The organism is Skermania sp. ID1734 (assembly GCF_007489285.1).
Taxonomy (GTDB): domain Bacteria; phylum Actinomycetota; class Actinomycetes; order Mycobacteriales; family Mycobacteriaceae; genus ID1734.
In genome coordinates this window covers 122,260-140,364 of sequence record NZ_VLIY01000009.1, presented here as the reverse complement: position 1 = coordinate 140,364, position 18,105 = coordinate 122,260, and the positions used below count along the sequence as shown (strand labels likewise).

The 18,105-nt window shown below is 65.6% G+C and carries 18 protein-coding genes; 7 read left to right on the top strand and 11 right to left on the bottom strand.

From position 1 onward, the window contains the following. Window positions 1-30 precede the first annotated feature (30 nt). A complete protein-coding gene (locus FOS14_RS13125) occupies window positions 31-804 on the top strand; it encodes a GAF and ANTAR domain-containing protein (RefSeq protein ID WP_143771216.1) in 774 nt (257 codons plus the stop codon). Window positions 805-879: 75 nt separating this feature from the next. Here FOS14_RS13125 and leuS read toward each other — a convergent pair whose 3' ends face one another. After that, window positions 880-3,711 carry a leucine--tRNA ligase gene (leuS, locus tag FOS14_RS13120; RefSeq protein ID WP_143771213.1) on the bottom strand — a complete coding sequence of 944 codons (2,832 nt, stop codon included), beginning with the start codon at window positions 3,709-3,711 and terminating at the stop codon, window positions 880-882. Window positions 3,712-3,830: 119 nt separating this feature from the next. On the opposite strand from leuS, the gene FOS14_RS13115 reads away from it, so the two are divergent. Together FOS14_RS13115 and FOS14_RS13110 are read left to right on the top strand one after the other, a co-directional pair. Beyond that, window positions 3,831-4,235, top strand: a complete 405-nt coding sequence (locus FOS14_RS13115; RefSeq protein WP_143771211.1) for an SdpI family protein — start codon at window positions 3,831-3,833, stop codon at window positions 4,233-4,235. 366 nt (window positions 4,236-4,601) lie between these two features. Then, window positions 4,602-5,504, top strand: coding sequence for a DUF1648 domain-containing protein (locus tag FOS14_RS13110; protein WP_255450310.1), 903 nt, complete (start codon window positions 4,602-4,604; stop codon window positions 5,502-5,504). Here FOS14_RS13110 and FOS14_RS13105 read toward each other — a convergent pair whose 3' ends face one another. The 6 genes from FOS14_RS13105 to FOS14_RS13080 form a co-directional block, all read right to left on the bottom strand. Continuing rightward, window positions 5,505-6,404 carry a hypothetical protein gene (locus FOS14_RS13105; protein WP_143771206.1) on the bottom strand — a complete coding sequence of 300 codons (900 nt, stop codon included), beginning with the start codon at window positions 6,402-6,404 and terminating at the stop codon, window positions 5,505-5,507. A gap of 80 nt (window positions 6,405-6,484) precedes the next feature. Further along, window positions 6,485-7,474, bottom strand: a complete 990-nt coding sequence (locus tag FOS14_RS13100) for an aminotransferase class I/II-fold pyridoxal phosphate-dependent enzyme (RefSeq protein WP_185981755.1) — start codon at window positions 7,472-7,474, stop codon at window positions 6,485-6,487. Further along, window positions 7,471-8,511, bottom strand: a complete 1,041-nt coding sequence (locus FOS14_RS13095) for a 3-oxoacyl-ACP synthase III family protein (protein WP_143771204.1) — start codon at window positions 8,509-8,511, stop codon at window positions 7,471-7,473. The genes FOS14_RS13100 and FOS14_RS13095 overlap by 4 nt, the downstream gene beginning before the upstream one ends. Beyond that, window positions 8,508-9,161, bottom strand: coding sequence for an SRPBCC family protein (locus FOS14_RS13090; RefSeq protein WP_185981754.1), 654 nt, complete (start codon window positions 9,159-9,161; stop codon window positions 8,508-8,510). The genes FOS14_RS13095 and FOS14_RS13090 overlap by 4 nt, the downstream gene beginning before the upstream one ends. Next, on the bottom strand, window positions 9,161-10,819 hold the full coding sequence (locus tag FOS14_RS13085; RefSeq protein WP_255450307.1) for a thiamine pyrophosphate-binding protein: 1,659 nt from the start codon (window positions 10,817-10,819) through the stop codon (window positions 9,161-9,163). Before FOS14_RS13085 ends, FOS14_RS13090 begins: the two co-directional genes overlap by 1 nt. Window positions 10,820-10,871: 52 nt before the next feature. Beyond that, window positions 10,872-12,206, bottom strand: coding sequence for an MFS transporter (locus FOS14_RS13080; RefSeq protein WP_255450306.1), 1,335 nt, complete (start codon window positions 12,204-12,206; stop codon window positions 10,872-10,874). A 93-nt stretch (window positions 12,207-12,299) separates the two neighbouring features. Here FOS14_RS13080 and FOS14_RS13075 point away from each other — a divergent pair, with 93 nt between their 5' ends. Both FOS14_RS13075 and FOS14_RS13070 read left to right on the top strand, forming a co-directional pair. After that, window positions 12,300-13,019: a TetR/AcrR family transcriptional regulator gene (locus FOS14_RS13075; protein ID WP_143771200.1), complete on the top strand. Its 720-nt coding sequence runs from the start codon at window positions 12,300-12,302 to the stop codon at window positions 13,017-13,019. Between the two features lie 37 nt (window positions 13,020-13,056). Next, a complete protein-coding gene (locus FOS14_RS13070; RefSeq protein ID WP_143771198.1) occupies window positions 13,057-13,683 on the top strand; it encodes a YqgE/AlgH family protein in 627 nt (208 codons plus the stop codon). Between the two features lie 46 nt (window positions 13,684-13,729). On the opposite strand, the gene FOS14_RS13065 is transcribed toward FOS14_RS13070, so the two are convergent. Then, window positions 13,730-14,362, bottom strand: a complete 633-nt coding sequence (locus FOS14_RS13065; protein WP_255450305.1) for a UdgX family uracil-DNA binding protein — start codon at window positions 14,360-14,362, stop codon at window positions 13,730-13,732. Between the two features lie 113 nt (window positions 14,363-14,475). Here FOS14_RS13065 and FOS14_RS13060 point away from each other — a divergent pair, with 113 nt between their 5' ends. Together FOS14_RS13060 and FOS14_RS13055 are read left to right on the top strand one after the other, a co-directional pair. Then, the gene (locus FOS14_RS13060; RefSeq protein WP_143771194.1) at window positions 14,476-14,982 is read left to right on the top strand and encodes a sigma-70 family RNA polymerase sigma factor; all 507 of its coding nucleotides are present in this window, start codon (window positions 14,476-14,478) and stop codon (window positions 14,980-14,982) included. Further along, window positions 14,982-15,725, top strand: a complete 744-nt coding sequence (locus FOS14_RS13055; RefSeq protein ID WP_143771192.1) for an anti-sigma factor — start codon at window positions 14,982-14,984, stop codon at window positions 15,723-15,725. The genes FOS14_RS13060 and FOS14_RS13055 overlap by 1 nt, the downstream gene beginning before the upstream one ends. Window position 15,726: 1 nt before the next feature. On the opposite strand, the gene FOS14_RS13050 is transcribed toward FOS14_RS13055, so the two are convergent. From FOS14_RS13050 to FOS14_RS13040, 3 genes are read right to left on the bottom strand one after another with little or no spacing between them, the layout of a single operon-like run. Continuing rightward, the gene (locus FOS14_RS13050; protein WP_143771190.1) at window positions 15,727-16,797 is read right to left on the bottom strand and encodes a sulfate/molybdate ABC transporter ATP-binding protein; all 1,071 of its coding nucleotides are present in this window, start codon (window positions 16,795-16,797) and stop codon (window positions 15,727-15,729) included. Then, window positions 16,794-17,591 carry an ABC transporter permease gene (locus FOS14_RS13045; RefSeq protein WP_255450304.1) on the bottom strand — a complete coding sequence of 266 codons (798 nt, stop codon included), beginning with the start codon at window positions 17,589-17,591 and terminating at the stop codon, window positions 16,794-16,796. The genes FOS14_RS13050 and FOS14_RS13045 overlap by 4 nt, the downstream gene beginning before the upstream one ends. Beyond that, entirely contained in the window at window positions 17,588-18,010 is a 423-nt protein-coding gene (locus tag FOS14_RS13040) for a molybdopterin-binding protein (RefSeq protein WP_143771188.1), read from the bottom strand. Before FOS14_RS13040 ends, FOS14_RS13045 begins: the two co-directional genes overlap by 4 nt. Between the last annotated feature and the right edge of the window lie 95 nt (window positions 18,011-18,105).

Sequence of the window (18,105 nt, the reverse complement as noted above, 5' to 3'; positions counted from 1 at the left end):
CACCTCGGATTTAGAACACGTTCTAGTCTGATGCTCACCGTAGCACTGCCGACTAGACTTTTCACCGCAACGTTGCCCGTGCCGACGCACCGGGGGGTGCTCGTGGACCAGACCCAGCACAGCCTTCGCCTGCGCATCCGGGAAGGGGCACGAGAGATCCAGGGGGAGCACGGCAGCGTCGAAAAGACGTTGGAAGTCATCACTTCGGCCGCGGTCGAGACAGTGCCCGGGACCAGCCATGCGGGCGTCACCCTCGTCATCGGCCGACGCCGGTTCGAGTCGCGCGCAGCCACTTCAGCCTTGCCTCGGCAACTCGACGAACTCCAGCAAAGCCTCGGCGAAGGGCCGTGTGTGCAGGCGGCGTGGCTGTACGAGACCGTCGACGTCGACGACCTCGAAGGCGACCAGCGCTGGCCAAAGTTCGCTGCGCGGGCGGTCGAGTTGGGCGTGCGATCGATGCTGTCGTTTCAGCTGTACACCGTCGACGAGACACTCGGCGCGCTGAACCTGTACGCGAAGACGCCCCGCGCGTTCCCGTCCGAGTCCTATGAGGCGGGACTGCTGTTGGCCACCCACGCCGCGATCGCGTTGACCGGGGCGCTGCGCGAATCGCAACTCAAATCGGCACTGGCCACCCGCGACATCATCGGGCAGGCCAAGGGCATGATCATGGAGCGCTACGGCATTGACGCCGTGAAGGCGTTCGACCTACTGCGCCGGTTGTCCCAAGAGACCAATACGCCGCTCGCGCAGATCGCGCGCAGCCTCGTCGAGCGCGAACATCCGCCACTCTCTGACCGGTGATCACGAGCCTATGGTCGATTTGTACGCCGTCAAGCTGACCATTCAATCGTGATCACCGCGGGGGAGGGTGCGTGCCTACAGCACCACGTTGACCATCCGACCCGGCACCACGATCACCTTGCGCGGCGGTTTCCCGTCGAGCAGCGCAGCGATCTTTTCGTCCGCAAGCGCGGCGGCTTCGACGTCGGCAACCGAGCTGTCGGCCGGCACGCTGATCTTGCTGCGCAGCTTTCCGTTGACCTGGATCGGATATTCGACCTGGTCCTCAACCAGCCACTTCTCGTCGGCCACCGGGAACGGTCCATGGGCGAGCGAACTGTCGTGGCCGAGTCGCTCCCACAGTTCCTCGGCCAGGTGCGGCGCGAGCGGCGCCAGCATCAGCACCAACGGTTCCACGACCGCACGCGGCGGGCCGGAGGCATAGTCCTTCGTCAGGTGGTTGGTCAGCTCGATCAGCTTGGCTGCGGCCGTATTGTCGCGCAGCGCAGCGTAATCCGCCCGAACACCGTCGATAGTCTTGTGCAGCAAGCGAATAGTCACATCGGCTGGCTCGATCTCGGCGACCCGTACCGAACCGGACTCTTCGTCCACCACCAGGCGCCAAACCCGCTGCAGGAATCGATGCGCACCAACAACATCCTTGGTAGCCCAGGGTCGCGATGCGTCGAGTGGACCCATCGACATCTCGTACACGCGAAGCGTATCGGCGCCGTAGTCGTCGCAAATCTCATCGGGGGCAACGGCATTCTTCAGGCTCTTGCCCATCTTGCCGTATTCCTGGAACACCTCGGCGCCGTCATGGAAGAACTTGCCGTCACGCTCGGTGACCTCTTCGGCCGGCACATACACACCACGAGCATCCGTGTACGCGAAGGCCTGAATGTAGCCCTGGTTGAACAGTCTTCGGTAGGGCTCGTTCGAGCTGACGTGCCCGAGGTCGAACAACGCCTTGTGCCAGAATCGCGAGTACAGCAGGTGCAGCACCGCATGCTCGACGCCGCCCACGTACAGGTCCACGCCGCCGGGATCGTTCGGCCCGTGTAGTTCCGGGCGCGGCCCCACCCAGTAGTGCTCATTTTCAGGGGCGCAAAAGGTTTCGGTGTTGGTCGGGTCGATGTAGCGCAACTGGTACCACGAACTGCCCGCCCACTGCGGCATGACATTGGTGTCGCGCCAATACTTTTGCGCGCCCTTACCGAGGTCCAGTTCGACCTCGACCCAGTCGGTCGCTTTCGCCAGCGGCGGTGACGGTTCGGAGTTCGCGTCTTCCGGATCGAACGACACCGGCGCAAAGTCCTCGACATCCGGAAGTTCCACGGGCAGCATCGATTCCGGCAGCGGGTGCGGTGCGCCGTTGGAGTCGTAAACGATCGGAAACGGTTCCCCCCAGTACCGCTGGCGGGCAAAGAGCCAGTCCCGCAGCTTGTACTGCACCATGCCCTTGCCGTGCCCGTCCGCCTCGAGCTGCTCGATCACCCGCGTCTTCGCGTCGTCGACCGAAAGCCCGTCCAGATAGCCGGAATTCACCAGTACGCCGTCACCGGAGTAGGCGGCGGCGGTCACGTCACCTCCGGAAATGACCTCGCGAATCGGCAGCCCGAAGGCGTGCGCGAATTCCCAGTCGCGCTGGTCGTGCCCCGGCACCGCCATGATCGCGCCGGTGCCGTAGCCGCTGAGCACGTAGTCGGCCACAAAGATCGGAACGTCGGCGCCGTTGACCGGGTTCTGCGCGAAGGCGCCCAGGAACACTCCGGTCTTTTCCTTGTTCTCCTGCCGCTCGAGGTCGCTCTTGGCGGCAATGTCCTTGCGATACTGCGCGACCGCCTCCCGCGGCGTGGCCGCTCCATACGTCCAGCGCGGATCCACCTCCGCGGGCCACTCGTCGGCGACAAGGACATCGACGAGCCGATGCTCCGGAGCCAGCACGACATACGTGGAGCCGAACAGCGTGTCCGGCCGGGTGGTGAACACCTCGATAGCCGCATCGGACGTCGCAAACCGCACCTGCGCGCCGCGCGAACGCCCGATCCAGTTGCGCTGCATCGTCTTGACCTTGTCGGGCCAGTCCAGGTTGTCGAGGTCGTCGAGGAGTCGATCCGCGTATGCGGTGATCCGCATCATCCACTGCCGCAGGTGCTTTCGGTAGACGGGGAAGTTGCCGCGCTCACTGCGCCCGTCCGGCGTCACCTCTTCGTTGGCCAGCACCGTGCCCAGCCCCGGACACCAGTTCACCAGCGAATCGGACAGATAAACCAGCCGATAGGAGTCGATCACCTCGCGGCGCTCGGCCTCCGTCAAGGCGTCCCAGGCGCGGCCGTCGGCCAGCGCGCGGGTGCCGCTGGCGAACTCGGCCACGAGTTCGTCGATCCGCCGCGCGCGCTGCAACTGCGGGTCGTACCAGGCGTTGTAGATCTGCAGGAAGATCCACTGCGTCCAGTGATAGAACTCCGGATCGGTGGTAGCCACTGAGCGTCGTTCGTCATGACCCAACCCGAGGCGGCCGAGTTGGCGGCGCATGTTGGCGATGTTCGCCTCGGTGGTGGTCCGTGGGTGGGTGCCGGTCTGCACTGCGTACTGCTCGGCCGGCAACCCGAACGCGTCGTAACCAAGTGCGTGCAAGACGTTGTGGCCGAGCATGCGGTGGTAGCGGGCGTACACGTCGGTGGCGATATAGCCGAGCGGGTGGCCGACGTGCAGACCCGACCCCGAGGGGTAGGGGAACATGTCCTGAACGAACAATTTGTCAGCCGGAGTCGGGCCGGCCAACGGACCGACCGGGTTCGGCGCCTCAAACGTCCCCAGCTCACGCCAGCGCTGTTGCCAGCGTCGCTCGAGCTGCCCCGCGAGTTCGGCCGTGTACCGGTGCTGGGGGGTTTCTCCTGCGGTCTGGCCCGCGGCGTTGTGCACTGATCGTCTCTTTCGGTTGCCTCACACGTCGGCTACCAGGGTAAAACGTGCCGAGGCCAGCCTCGCCAGACAGTCCGGTTGCCTCGGCCGCGGATTACGACGCCACGTATCCTGCCTATGTGCTGATCGTTGCTGTGGTCTTCGTGGTGTTGGCTGCCGTCGTCGCCGCAATCGGAGTCGCGGCGTTGACCCAGCGGCTGCCGCTCAATAGTTGGGTCGGAGTTCGCACCGCCGGCACGGTCCAGGACGAAGCGGCGTTTCGGCTGGCCAACCGGGTCGCGGCGCCCACAATTCTCGGCGCGGCGGTAGTGCTACTTCTCGGCGGCATCGCCGGTGGAGTTATCGGCGGCGGGTTCGGGGCCGCGGTCGCGGTTGTCACGGCGATCGGCGCGCTCGTGCTGATTGGACTCGGCGCGTCGATCGGAACCCACGCGGCCGCCCGGACCGCAGCAGCGGGCCGCGTTGGTGAGTGTGGTCAAGCGTGCGGCGCCTGCTCGCTGCGGGGAGCGTGCGAAGCGCACTAAGAAGCCACGTGCCCGGAGCGCCCCAAAGAATCAGACAGCGCAGAGTGCAAAAATGGGAGTTCCGAAAAAGGGAATCATCCCGAACGGCGTGCACAGCCTCGTCGCAGGACCGAGCAGCGCTGGGTGGAAACCGGGAACGAAATTAATGAACATGATGGCGGACCCTGGTCGAAGTTCTATCCAACGCCGCATGCCCTTGTGCTCAACTGCATCGGCGACAACTTCCGGTGGACGATGAAATCGCGCCCGCTCGATCGTAATCCGCGGTGGCAACGCGGCTCAAGCGCTCCGACCGGTTCCAGCGCAGGGCGGACAGTTGACCCGGCCGGGTTCGCTTTCGGCGTCGTGCTGCCCGTCCTGGCTGCAGTGACGGCACTGATCCTGACACTGGCGTGGCGCAGTCGCCTCCCGGAACGGATCGCTGTGCACTGGTCCGCAACGGCGCCCGATCGCTTCGCACCACCGATGCAGACCGCCTGGGTGTTCGTGCTGGTGATCTGCATCGTCGGCGGCGGCGCAACCGTGCTAGCTGCCTTCGCGCAAGCGTTGCTGCTCATGCGCCGAATGCTGCTCATGATCGGCGTGACGGTGATCGGCCTGCTGCTGACCCTGTACGTCGAGATGCTGCGTGTGCAGCTTGACCGAACCGATGCCGCCGGGATTCGACTGCCAGCAAACGCGATTGCCCTCGGCGTGGTTCTCGGGTTCATCGTCGGAGCGGTCGGCGCGGGATTGCTGCGTGACTACCGCGTCCGCGCGTACGCCAGCCAACCGCCCGCGAGCACGCTGCCGCGCGCGACACCGGTTCCCGTGCGCACGTCGGCGGGGTTCGGCTGGGCCGGTGTGGTGGTGTTCTGTGCTGTCGGTGGCGGGCTGGCGGTACTGGGATGCGTATTGGCCGAGGCCTACTGGCCGCTCGCCATATCGATTCCGGTCATCATCTTGATTGCCGCATTGATGCGTTTCGAAATAATCGTCGATCGTCGCGGTATCCGGGTCACCAACTTTGGATTCGCCACAATTGACATCGCGCTAGCGGAAGTAGTCGGCGCGAAGATCACCGAAGTGAATCCGTTCAAGGACTTCGGCGGCTGGGGACTGCGCACCCGCGGTCATCGGCGGTACGGGATCGTCACCCATACCGGCCCGGCGGTTCAGATCGACACGGCCAGCGGATTGCAATTGACAATTTCGCTGTCCCGCGCCGAGACGATTACTGGAATCATCAACGGCTTCGCGGATCAGCGTTTCGGAGAAGACTGTCGCTAGTCATCCGGTGGCTTTAGGACAGTCCGGTTTCGACGGTGCGGTCTCCATTCCGCCGAGCGTCGCGATTATTTCTGCCCGTAGCTGATCGGCCTGCTGCACCGCAGGCGTGCCGCCCGCGGGGGCGCGCACGACGTCTGCGGTAGTTGGCACGGCGACCTGTTGCCGATCGAAGTCGATCCCAGTCTGGATGGCCTGCTTCAGCGCTTGGACCTGCGCGGTCACCTTGGCCGGAAAATCGATTGTGCCGATGCTGTCGAGATACTGTTGGTCCGCTCGGATCTCGATCTGATTTGCCGCGGTGGCGGCGGTCAGGTCATGCGCATCGAGTGCCGCGTCGAATAGACCTTGTACCGGCAGCGCGGCCAGGTCGGCCTCGGCGTGGGCCAGAATCAGCCGGTCGGCCGCTAACCGCGCCTGTGGCCGCGGGTGGCCGAGGCTGGCAACGAGATCATCTGCCGCGAGGTAGCTCTTGTCCTCCAGGACGAAGGCCCGCCAGACCATCTCGCGAGCGTCCGCAGGGCGCACGGCCGCGGCAATGTCGGCCAGGGCGTCGATTTCGGCGAGGTTGTTCTGGTGCAACCGCTCCTGCTCGTCGCGGCTGTCCGGCGGGAACCTGATTTCGGAAATCTTCTTGTCCCAGTCGACTATCAGTTCCCGATACTGTTTGGCCGCTTCGTGCTCACCGGCCACGTCGTTGTTGATCTGCGCCTTGTCGAGATCGTCGTAAGCGGTTGAGCAGTCGAACAGCTTGCCCGCTTCCTGGTATGCCGCGTAACCGAGATCCGCATCGTGCTGGTCCGCTGACGCGGTGTCGGTCGAATCGTCGCCGCAGCCGGCCGCCGCGGCCGCAACAGCCAGGGCACACAACACGCTTGCTACGGAGGAAAATGCTTTGCGCACGTCCCAACCCCTTCCGTAGCGGCTGCCGCACTACGCTACGCCCGGAACAATTCGCGGTGGGGCTTTTGCGTGGTTTTACGCTACGACAGCGCCGCGAGGACTGCGGCGCTCGCCTCGGGGTCCCCGACCGCGACACGCGCGGCACCGTCGGGGTAGCCCTTGGCCGCGATCCCATGCCACCGCAACAGCTCGGCGGCCGGCGCGGGCAGATAGAGGAAGTTGGCGTGGCTGGCCGGGATGCGCAGGCCGCGCGCCCGCAACGCGTCACGAAGCTGTTCGCGGTCACGCGTGATGCGGGTGACCCGGATCCGCAACTCGCGTTCGGCCGCATATGACGCGGTGACTGCGGCAACGGCGGTTGCGTTCACCCCGAACGGCACCTGCCACCGGCGGATGCGCTCCGCCTCCTCGGGCGTGGCGATGGCATAGCCCACGCGCAGACCGGCCAGCCCATAAGCCTTCGAGAACGTGCGCAACACAATGACGTTCGGGTGCTCGACCACCAATCGCCGGGCATCCAAGCGCAACCGCGGCTCGACAAACTCCACGTATGCCTCATCCAGCAGCACGTACGTCCGCGCGCCGACCACACCGAGGAACCACTCCAGGTCTGCTGCGCTGATCAGCGTGCCGGTGGGATTATGCGGCCGGCACACGATCACGAGCCGAACGCGCTCGTCCACGGCCGCGGCCAAGGCCTCGAGGTTCTGGTTCCCCAGCGCGTCCAGCGACACGGCGCGCACCGGCGTACTCCGCATCGCCGCCAAGATTGGGTAGCCGTCGAAGGTCGGAGTGGCGCAGGCGATCTCGTCGCCGTCGGCGAGCAGTGCCTGCATCACCTGCATTGCCACTCCGGTGGCGCCGCTACCGACCACGACTGTCTCGGTCGCCAGACCAAGGTGCGTCGCGATGATTTTCGCGAGCCGAGTCGGAACGAACTCAGGATAGCGATTTGCCTGTGCCACCGCGGAATTCAGCGCGGTCACAACCGACGGCAACGGCGGGAACGGGTTTTCGCTCAGCGCCAGCTGTAACCGCATCGCGGGCGCGACATCGAGGTCGACGCTCATTGCGTTGCGCCCCAGCGGACCGCCGCCGCACCAGCGAAATCGCCGGCATGCGCAAACGCGGACATCAGTACAAACGACCCCGTACGTAGCCGGCCGGCCCGATTCTCGGTATCGAGCGTCACCGGGATTCCTGCGCCGAAAAGGTTCCCGCATTCGTCGAAGGTGTCGGGGTGCCGATCCTTCGGCAGTTCGAGCGCTTCGGTCCAGTTGCGCAGGAACAACCGATTGGGCTGGTTGGTGACGAAGGTGTCAACGTCGGCGCCGCGCACTCCGAGTCGGCCACACAGGCTCAGTGCCACCTCGGGCACCAGCCGGTTCCCGCGCGCGAAGACCTTGGTGATCCGTGATTCGGTAAAACCTATGCACGCCTGCGCCTTTCCGGGCTCCCAGTATTTGCGGTCAGTCTCCGGAAAGCCGGTGAAGTTCATGTCGCCGGCGAATTCCGGATAGGTGCGGCATTCGATTCCCAAAATGGGTGCATCCGAAGATTTCACCAGCAGACCGACGCCGCAGCCGTCGCCGGGCACCGGTGCCTGGGCCAGTTTCCGGATCTCCGACTGGGTGAAGGCCTGACCGGCGCTGTTCTGCACGACCGCAATCAATGCCGAACGGGCATTGCTGCTCTGCATGATTTGCTGCGCCAGTTGCATGAGATGCACAAATGCGGCGCATCCACCGTTGTGAATGTCGAGCACCCAGTCGGGTCGCATGCCTAGCCGGCGGGCGACTTCGGGCCCGCTGCCCAGCACCGGGTTGTCCGGCAGCTGCACGTGCGTCAACAGCATGTCCACGTCCGAAATGGCTGCCGCACCGTGCCTTTCGATCAGGGGTGCGACCGCGCGCTCGATCATGTCGACGGCGGTCTCGTCCGGTGCGACGTGGTGACGGTAGGTCGGCGACCGAAACATGACGTTCTTCGCCATCCGGTCCGAGCGGGCGAACTGGGTGAAATAGTCGGTGCTGACCCGATTTTCGGGCAGGTAGCTCGCGACATCGAGCAGGCTGATGACGGGCGGTTCAGCGACTGTCGTGCTCATTGCATCCACTCCGGCTTGATCGGCAGCCCCCGCGCGGCTCGGTACTCGCAGATGGCCCGCAGGTTGTCCAGCTCGAGTTGGTGGCCGGCGGAGAACATGTCCCAGAAGTCACCTACCCACACCGGCCGCTTCTTCGGCGCGGTCTCCGGATAACCGTTCTGGTCGTAGAACGGGTGGTGGCAATTCGTCCACAGCACAACGGCTCCAGGTTTGTTGAATACCACTTGGGCGTCGACAACGCGCATCAGGTAGATCATCCAAAGATGCTCACCCTGATCCCAGGCGCAGTGATAGTCGACGGTCATGGCATCGGCGCTGGCCACGGTTCGGGTGTAGATCTTGGTTTGATCGCCAAGCCGGTCGTACGCCAGCCACAGGCCCGGCTTGTCCGTTTCGGTGAAGCCACGCAGGCTGTAGGTCCACTCTTCCAAACTTCTGGTATCGGAAAGGTATTCGAATACCGCACGCGGGTCGGCGTCGATATAGCCCTGCACCGTGCAGAAGTCACCGTAGATCTTGTCGTGGGGGTAGACCGACCGCAGCATGTCCATGATGATCGGCGTGGTGGCATCCTTGTCCGAGTTCTCGATACGGATCAGCCCCGCAATGGCGGCGGTGTCGGGGATGTCGCTGAGCGCGGGAAGTGTCATCACGATTCCTTATTCAGAAATGGTGCAAAGGGCGGTATTTCGTCTGGATCACAGGTGACGGAGATGAAGGCGGGACCGTCGGTGTCCTCCGCGTGCGCGAGCGCAGTCCGCAGTTCGTCGATCGTGCGCGCATTCCAGCTCGGCAGTCCCGGAAACATCACACCCAGTCCAGTTCCCAAATCCGTGCTGCGGAAACGGTTGAAGCTGTATCGATCTCCGTAGAACAACTGCTCGCGGGTGAGGCACATGGCGTGCGAGTTGTTGTTGAAAACCACGAACGTGAGGGGCAACCGGTGTTCGACTGCCGTGTGAATCTCCATGCCGTGCATAAAGAACGCGCCGTCACCAGCTATCACAAAGGTGCGCCGGCTACCTCCCGAAGCAAACGCCGCACCAATACCCGCGCCGAAGCTGTAACCCATTCCGCCCATCCCGAGTGCGAGAACGAATCGCTGCGTCGAAGTCAGCGGAAGATGGTGCACCACCGCGCTTCCGGTGTTTCCTGCATCGGCGAAGACATCAGCCTCCGGCGGCAGCGCCGCGGCGAGCTCCGCGACCGCCTCCTGATAACGCAGTCCCAGGCCGCGCACTGCCGGAACCTGGGGCGGTGCCGGCGCTCGCTGCGCGGCGACCTTCGGACGTGCGTCCACCGCATTGGCCAGCTTTCCCAGCGCGGTGCGGATGTCGTCGGCGCCGCAGTAGGTCGATTGCGCCGACTCGACGAACGGCCGCTCGCTACAGATCCACCCGAGACGGCTGTGTGACAGCGCGGCCGCGATACCGGCGCGATCGGTCATCGGCATCCGGCTGCCCACGACCAGGCACATCTCGCTGGCCGAGATCGCTTGCGCTAACTTGGGGTTGCCCATGGTGCCGACTACGCCGCAGTAGCCCGGTCCGTCGGTGGGGTAGGCGTCCTTGCCCCCGGCGGTGACCGCAACCGTTGCGCCAAGCGCCTCGGCAAGCAGCGCAAGCTCCGCGCGTGCATCGGCACGGGAAACCTCTTCGCCCGCGATGATCACGACCGAACCGGCCCGGGACAACTCCTCGGCGATCATCCCCAACGCTGCCTCGTCGTAGCCTTGGCTGATTTGCGGCGGGTCGAACGGCCGGCCAGCATACGGCAACTGCTGAATGTCCTTGGGCAGCAACAGCACCGCGGGACCGCCCGACATCGCCGCCGTCACGGCGTCGGCGAGGACCTCGGAGACCATTTCGGCGGACGTCACCTTGGCAGCGAACCGGGATACGGTTCGAAACAGCGCCAATGCGTCTAACGAACCCGCCTTGCCGCTGCTGTCCTGAAACGCGCCCCGGCCTTCGAGTTCGGTTGGAGCTTGGCCCACCAGCGCCAGAATGGGGATCTTCGACGTGAAGGACTCGGCCAGACCCGCTACGACGTTCATCGCGCCGCCGCCCGAGGTCACCGCGACAACGCCGATTCCGTTGGTGCTGCGTGCGTAGCCTTCGGCCATGGTGGCCGCGGAGAACTCGTGCTTGGCCACCACGCCGGTGATCCGGTCGCCCGCGTTGTGGATCGCGTCGTAGATATCTTCGATGTTGGCTCCGCCGACGCCGAAAACGTGGCGGACGCCGAGTGCGACCACCGCGTCGACCAGATAGTCGGCGACGCGGGTCACGACGGCGCGCTGGCTCACGAAAAACCTCCTCAGGAGTCTCGCAGTGACACGAGATGCGCGCCGAGTTGGTTCAGCCGAGATTGCGCGCGACCATTCCCCGTCCGCGTCGAGTGTTTGCGGCGATCGCGACCAACGCACTCAGATACACCACGCCAGCGGCAAACGCGATGCTCGGCGAACGCCCATCCGCTGGCACCGATACGGCAGTCACGGCCAGGGCGAGCACGAAAGCGATGTTGAAGACCGTGTCCTGCAAGGCGAAGACCTGGCCGCGCCGGTCGTCGGGGATGTCTATCTGCATGGCTGCGTCACCGGTGAGCTTGATGGTTTGACCGGCCAAGCCGAGGAGGAAGGCGCCCAGCAGCAGCAGGCCGGGCACCAATGTGGTCACCAGGGTGAACTGCACGACGGCCGCGAACGTGACGGCCACGGTCACGGTTCGCGATCGGCCGAGTCGCGGAATGAGCACTGGTGCAACAGCCGCAGCCAACAGCATTCCCGCTGCGGTCGCCACGATGGCGACGCCGAAACCCACCAGCCCACCGGGCATCCGCGAGCCGGCGTCAGTGTCGCGAAGGATCAGCACCATGATCATCGTGTTCACCCCGAAGACGATCCGGTGTGCACCGATGCCGGTCATCGCCGTGGTTACCCCGGGCACCGCCCACACTGCGCGCGCCCCGTTGCGCAAACCGGAGGCGATTGCCGCCATCACCGCGACGCCGTGGGGACGGGGTCCGGCGCCGACCGAGAGGTCACCGGGTCCCAGGAATTGCGGGGCAAAACCCGCGGCCGCCAGCGCCCCGGCAGCGGAACCGGCGGCGCTGACCAAGACCGCCAAGGCCGAGCCCGCGTCGCCCGCACCGACAATGCCGATGACCGTGACGCTGCAGCCCGCACCGATCGCGGCACAGCCGGACGAAACCGTGGTCAGCACGGAGTTCATCGGTACCAGTCGCTCGCGGGTCACCACGTGCGGGAGCGCCGCCGATACGCCCGCCAGGACGAACCGACTCACGCCGACCGTTGCCAGAGCAAACAACAAGAGCACCCGATCGCGCGCGCCCGTGGCGAGCATGGCAGCGGTCGTGACGATGAGCGCCGCGCGCGTCAGGTTGGCCAGCAACAAAACGGCGCGCCGGTCCCAGCGGTCGAGCAGCGCTCCCGCGAATGGTCCAACCACCGAATAGGGCAGCAATAAGACCGTGAAGCCAGCGGCCACCGCGATGGGATCGGTCTGCCGCTCCGGATTGAAGAGGATGGCACCACTGAGTGCCGCCTGAAACATGCCGTCGCCGAACTGCCCGGCGAACCGGATGGTGGCGAGCCTGCCCAGACCGGGGCTCTCACGAATCACTGCGGCGATACGCGCGCGCGACCAGCGGTTGCGCGCGAAATCGGACACCCAGCGAGCGTATCCGCTGGCAGCACTACTCGCTCAAGGTGAGCGGGCAGCGCAATTGTTGACGGTGCTCTCGCTTCACGGCACGCTGGCCACATGACCAGCGGTGAGCAGGCGACACCTCGCACCCCCCGGGAACGGGCGCGGGCGCAGACAATGGCCGACATCACGCGCATCGGGCGCGCCCACCTGATCGAGCATGGCGCGGACGGACTTTCGCTGCGGGCAGTGGCCCGCGACTTGGGCGTCGTCTCATCAGCCGTATACCGCTACGTCCGCAGCCGCGACGAACTGCTGACCATGCTGGTCGTAGATGGATACAACGAGCTGGGCGAGGCGGTCGAGCAAGCAGTGCGGACCGTTCCAGACACCGACTTTGCCGGGCAGTTCCGTGCACTGGGCTGGGCCGTTCGCGATTGGGCACGGCGCGAACCCGCACGGTACGGATTGCTGTTCGGGACGCCCGTGCCCGGCTATCAAGCCCCGGCGGAGCAAACCACCGGTCCGGGCACCCGAGTGATCGTCGCGCTCATCGGCATCATCGAGCGAGCCTACCGCGCCGGGTCCATTTCGCCGCGCGAAGCACCCACGCCGGCCACCGGGCTGGTAGCCGACTGCGCCCGCATCGCCGACGAATTCGGCCTTTCCGCGCCTGCCACCGTGCTGACCCGCGGAATGTTCGCCTGGGCAAGTCTTTTCGGCATTGTCACCTTCGAGGTCTTCGATCAATATGGCCCCGGGACGCTGACCGATCCAACCGAACTGTTCGCCCATCACCTGGATGTTCTGGTCGAAACCATGGGCCTGGGCGGATGAGCGGACGGCACTCGGGCAACGGTGACATGATGGTTTTGTGGCACAGGCAGAGGAACCGGAGGACCGCACCGCGCGGCCAAGCGAGCGCAGCTCCGCGACCGGCCGAATCGTGCGGCCCGGAAGCATACTGGTGGCGTCGACCGATCTGCTGGAACCGACGTTCCGACGAACGGTCATCTACATCATCGAGCACAACGAAGGCGGCAGCCTGGGTGTGGTGATCAACCGCCCGAGCGACACTGCCGTGCACAACGTGCTGCCGCAGTGGGCCCAGCTGGCCGCCAAGCCCCGGGCCCTCTTCATCGGCGGCCCGGTGAAACGGGATGCTGCCGTGTGCCTCGCGGTGCTCCGGGTGGGCGCCGACATCACCGGCGCCTCCGGACTGCGGCGCGTCGATGGTCGGGTGGCGATGGTCGACCTGGACAGTGACCCGTCCGAGATCGCTCCGCTGGTCGAAGGCATTCGGGTGTTCGCCGGATATTCGGGATGGACGTTCGGACAACTCGAGGGCGAACTTGACCGCGACGACTGGATGGTGCTGTCCGGCCTGGCGTCGGACCTCCTCGCCCCGCCGCGCACGGATATCTGGGCGAGCGTGCTGCGCCGGCAACCGCACCCGCTGTCCATGTTGGCGACGCACCCGATCGAGCTCGAGCGCAACTAGGCCCCGAGATGATGGCTCTGTAGCCGAATGCCGAGTGCGTCAGTCCCTATCCATGAACTCGTCGCGGCTCATCGAGCAGCTCCGCAACCACCCGCAGATCCGCAACCAGTTCGGCAAAGGCTGCTTCGCGATCATCATCGCCGGCGCGCAGAATTGCCGAGGGATGCGTGGTCGCCACCGCGCTACGCCCGTCTTCCAGGTGCAGCGGTTCGCCGCGCGACTTGGTGATCCGGAACTGCGGTCCCAGCAACGACTGCGCCGCGGTGGCGCCAAGCAAGACAACCACCCGCGGATCGACGGCCTCGATTTCGGCAAGCAACCACGGCCGGCAGGCGACAACTTCGGTTCGGCCCGGCTTCTTATGAATTCGGCGCTTACCGCGTTCGACGAACTTGAAATGCTTGACCGCGTTGGTCACGTAGGTCTGCGTGCGGTCGATATCGGCATCGCGCAGCGCCTGATCCAGTATTCGCCCGGCCGGGCCGACGAACGGCTCACCGCGACGGTCCTCCTGATCCCCGGGCTGCTCACCGACCAGGAGGATCGACGCGTGTTGGCTGCCTTCCCCAAACACCGTTTGGTGCGCGTCCCGGTACAGGTCACACCCCCGACAGGATTCCGCGGCCTGGCGCAGATCAGAAAGGCTGCGCGAGTGCGGAAGGAATTCCTCGGCACCCACGGCCGGGGGAATACCTCAGCAAGTAACCAGCGAAACTTGTCTGCGCAACGCACCGTAAATGTCTGTTTGAACCGGGTGGCTCGCTATACCGTTCTGCAGGCGGGAGGTGGTCGATGCCCGATGATCAGGCGGAGCTGCTCAATGCGCTCTACCGCGAACACGCTTCTGCGCTGTGGCGATACACCCTGAGCCTGATCGGTGATCCGGGCCGTGCCGAAGACATCGTGCAGGAGACCTTGCTGCGCGCCTGGCAACGGCCGAGCGTGCTGGACCAATCGACGCAATCCGCGCGCGCGTGGCTGTTCACGGTCGCGCGCAATCTCGCATTCGACGAACATCGCAGCGCGCGCGCCCGACGGGAATTCGGGACGGATTCCCCGCCCGAGCAGTCGACGCCCGACCGGTCCGAACGTGCGCTGGATTCGTGGCTCATCGCCGACGCGCTGGCAACGCTGAGCGCCGACCATCGCGAGGTGATCATCCGCGGCTACTACGGGGGAATGTCGACGCAGCAGATCGCTGCCGAGCTCGACATTCCGGACGGCACCGTGAAATCTCGCATGCACTATGCGATCCGGTCGTTGCGGCTGGCACTGCAGGAGATGGGGGTGACGCGCTGATGACCGGACCGACCAACGCGCCAGCCGACCTGGGTTCGACACGCGACCCCTACCGAACCTGGGACGCCGCATACGTGCTGGGCGCGCTCAGCCCGAGCGAACGCCTCGAATTTCAGGCACATCTGACCGAATGCGAGCAATGCCGTGCGTCGGTAGCCGAACTCGCCCCGCTGCCCGGAATGCTGGCCAGCGTTCCCCGCGATGTGGCCGAGCAGATGCTCGACGGCGACCAGTTGTCGACTGCGCCGCCGGCAGGCGACACTTTGACGACGCTGGCCCGGCGCACGGCCCGCACGCGGTGGCGCAATCGGATGCTCGCGATCGGCGGTGCTGTCGTGGCGGCAGCCGCAGCCGTGCTCATCACCCTGCCGCTGGCGCACAGCAATGAGTCGACGCCACCAACGCCGGCCGGTCCGCAGGTGGTGGCGGCGCGCAGTCTGGACGAACTGGTCCAGACACCCCTTTCTGCCAGCGTCAAACTTATGACTCAGCCCGGCGGCGGCACCCGCGTCGACTTCCGATGCAGCTATGACAAGAGCGGCAGCGCGGGCAGCTACAGCGGGAAATACGCGATGTACGTAACCACTCAATCCGGCGTGCAGAGCAAGATCGCCGAGTGGACGGCCAATCCCGGCGACACAATTACCGGTTCGGCAGTGAGCGCCGTTGCACCCCACGACATCACCCGGGTGGACATCCGTTCGGAATCGACCGACGAGGTGTTGCTCAGCGCCACGATCTAATTCAGCGCGGATAGATCGCCACCTCGCTCGCCTTGACCGCGAAATACACGGCGAGTCCGGTGATGATGCCGAGTTCGCGCAGCGCGACCGGGGTGATGTCGGCCATCAACTCGATGTCCGCATTCGATTCCTCGCAGGCATAGACGCGAACGGCGGCGCCATGGAAGTCCACATGGGTGACGCGCATCCGAAACACGTTGCGTGGACTGCCTTCCGGTGGTCGAAGGTGTACCGCCACCGCCGCAGGCGGGAACACCGCCGACGCCGCCACGCCCGGCTGACAGTCGCCGTCCATCCGGCCGTACACCACGTCGCCACCCACCACGACACCATCGGGACGTGCCAGACCCTCCAAGAGGTTCACTCCGGCGATCCGCGCGGCAAACGCGCTACGCGGCTGGGTAAGCACCTCGTGCACCGAGCCGGATTCGACGACTCGGCCGTCCTCGAGCACCACCACCCGGTCGGCAAGGGTGAGCGCGTCGACGATGTCGTGGGTGACCAGCAACGTGGTTCTGCGCTGGATCCGCACGAGTCGGCGCAGCAGATTGCGCAATTCCGGCGCCGATGAAACGTCCAGCGCCGCAAAGGGTTCGTCCAGCATCAGGAGCCGTGGTTCGGCCGCCAGTGCCCGAGCCACCGCCACTCGCTGCGCTTGGCCGCCGGAGAGCTGATGCGGCTTGCGGTCGGCGAGCTGTACGGCATCGACTCGCTCGAGCCATCCGCGCGCCTGCACCTCGGCCTCGCGGCGCGCCACTCCCGCGCACTCGAGTGGAAAGGCGATGTTGCCGAGCACCGTTCGATGGGGGAAGAGCAATGCCTCCTGGGCCAGCAGCGCCACCCCACGACGATGCGGGGCCACCGCGACCGACGCGTCTGTGTCGGTCAGGACCCGCTCGTCGAGCGTGATTCGTCCCCGATTCGGTCGGATCAAGCCAGCGATCATCCCCAGCACCGTGGACTTGCCGGCACCGTTCGGCCCGAGCAACGCCACCACTTCACCGTCCGCCGCAGACAGGGTCACCTCCACGTCGCGCTGGTCCACGCGCGCGGACAGTTCGAGCCCGCTCACCACGGTGCACCCGGCAACCGGCGGCGGGTGGCCACCATGACGACGATCGCGATGACCACGAGCAGCAGCGAAAGAGCCACTGCGCCTTCGGGATCGGTCTCGCGCTGCAGATAGATCTCGAGCGGCAGAGTGCGGGTACGGCCCTGCAGGCTGCCGGCGAACGTCAACGTGGCCCCGAACTCACCGAGCGCGCGGGCGAACGAGAGCACCGCCCCTGAAATCACCGCCGGAATTAGCAGCGGCAGAGTGACCCGGCGCAGGACGGTGGTCGGCGCGGCGCCCAGGGTCGCTGCCACCGACTCGTATCGGTTGCCGTGCAAGCGCATCGCGGCCTCGAGGCTTACCACCAGATAAGGCAGTGCGACGAACGTCTGCGCCAAAACAACGGCCGCGGTGGTGAAGGCGATGTGAATGCCGAGTACGTCGAGCTGACGGCCGATCAGACCCTGCCGGCCGAATGTATATAGCAGCGCGATACCGCCCACCACCGGCGGCAACACCAGGGGCAAGAGGATCACCGACCGCCAGATGGCCAGCCCCGGCAGCGATCCGCGGGCCAGGACCACCGCCATGGGCACGCCCAGGATCACGCAGGCGACCATGCTGGCGAAGGCCGTCTTCAGACTCAATTGCAAAGCAATAAGCGCGGATTCGGAGGTAATGAGACCGAAGAAGTTGGTCCAGTCGATGGTGTTCAGCATCCCGACGAGGGGCAGCATCACCAGTAGTGCCCCGATCACTGCCGGTACGTAGATCCAGCGCGGCAGCCCGGTGGCGGCAGCCGGCGCCCTCACGCCAGCGGGTTCTCTGCCGAGGACCCTTCGATTTCGACGGTCACCATCGTCGCCTTGACACTCGCCACGGCCACCGTTCCCGGTTCCAGGCCCAATTCGCGGACGGCGGTCGCGCTCATGAGCGAGGCGACGGTGAACGGTCCGCACTGCATTTCCACGTGCGCCATCACGGAATCGCTCACCACCTTGGTGACCAGCCCGGGGAATCGATTGCGCGCCGAGCTTTGCACCGGCATAGACGTCTGCGGCACCCGGATGGCGTGCTCGCGCGCGTACTGAGCCAGCGCGCCGCCGTCCACGGTTTTCCGGCCCGACGCGTCCTTGCCGACAGGCAATGCGGCGGTATCGATCCAGCGCCGAACCGTGTCGTCACTCACACCCAGCAGCTCCGCAGCGTCGCGGATGCGCAAGTACGTCATTCCGCCGACTGTAACGCGGTTGAGCGCCTATCGAGGGCGAGCCGCCGCATTTGCGGGCTGCAACCACCGGAGAAATCCGCGTCGGGCGCCGCCCG

Excerpts from the sequence above, each read along its gene's own strand:
- FOS14_RS13125 (WP_143771216.1), top strand. The coding sequence starts at position 31 with ATGCTCACCGTAGCACTGCCGACTAGACTTTTCACCGCAACGTTGCCC.
- FOS14_RS13100 (WP_185981755.1), bottom strand. The coding sequence starts at position 7,474 with ATGAGCGTCGACCTCGATGTCGCGCCCGCGATGCGGTTACAGCTGGCG.
- FOS14_RS13095 (WP_143771204.1), bottom strand. The coding sequence starts at position 8,511 with ATGAGCACGACAGTCGCTGAACCGCCCGTCATCAGCCTGCTCGATGTC.
- FOS14_RS13090 (WP_185981754.1), bottom strand. The coding sequence starts at position 9,161 with ATGACACTTCCCGCGCTCAGCGACATCCCCGACACCGCCGCCATTGCG.
- FOS14_RS13075 (WP_143771200.1), top strand. The coding sequence starts at position 12,300 with ATGACCAGCGGTGAGCAGGCGACACCTCGCACCCCCCGGGAACGGGCG.
- FOS14_RS13060 (WP_143771194.1), top strand. The coding sequence starts at position 14,476 with ATGCCCGATGATCAGGCGGAGCTGCTCAATGCGCTCTACCGCGAACAC.
- FOS14_RS13055 (WP_143771192.1), top strand. The coding sequence starts at position 14,982 with ATGACCGGACCGACCAACGCGCCAGCCGACCTGGGTTCGACACGCGAC.
- FOS14_RS13040 (WP_143771188.1), bottom strand. The coding sequence starts at position 18,010 with ATGACGTACTTGCGCATCCGCGACGCTGCGGAGCTGCTGGGTGTGAGT.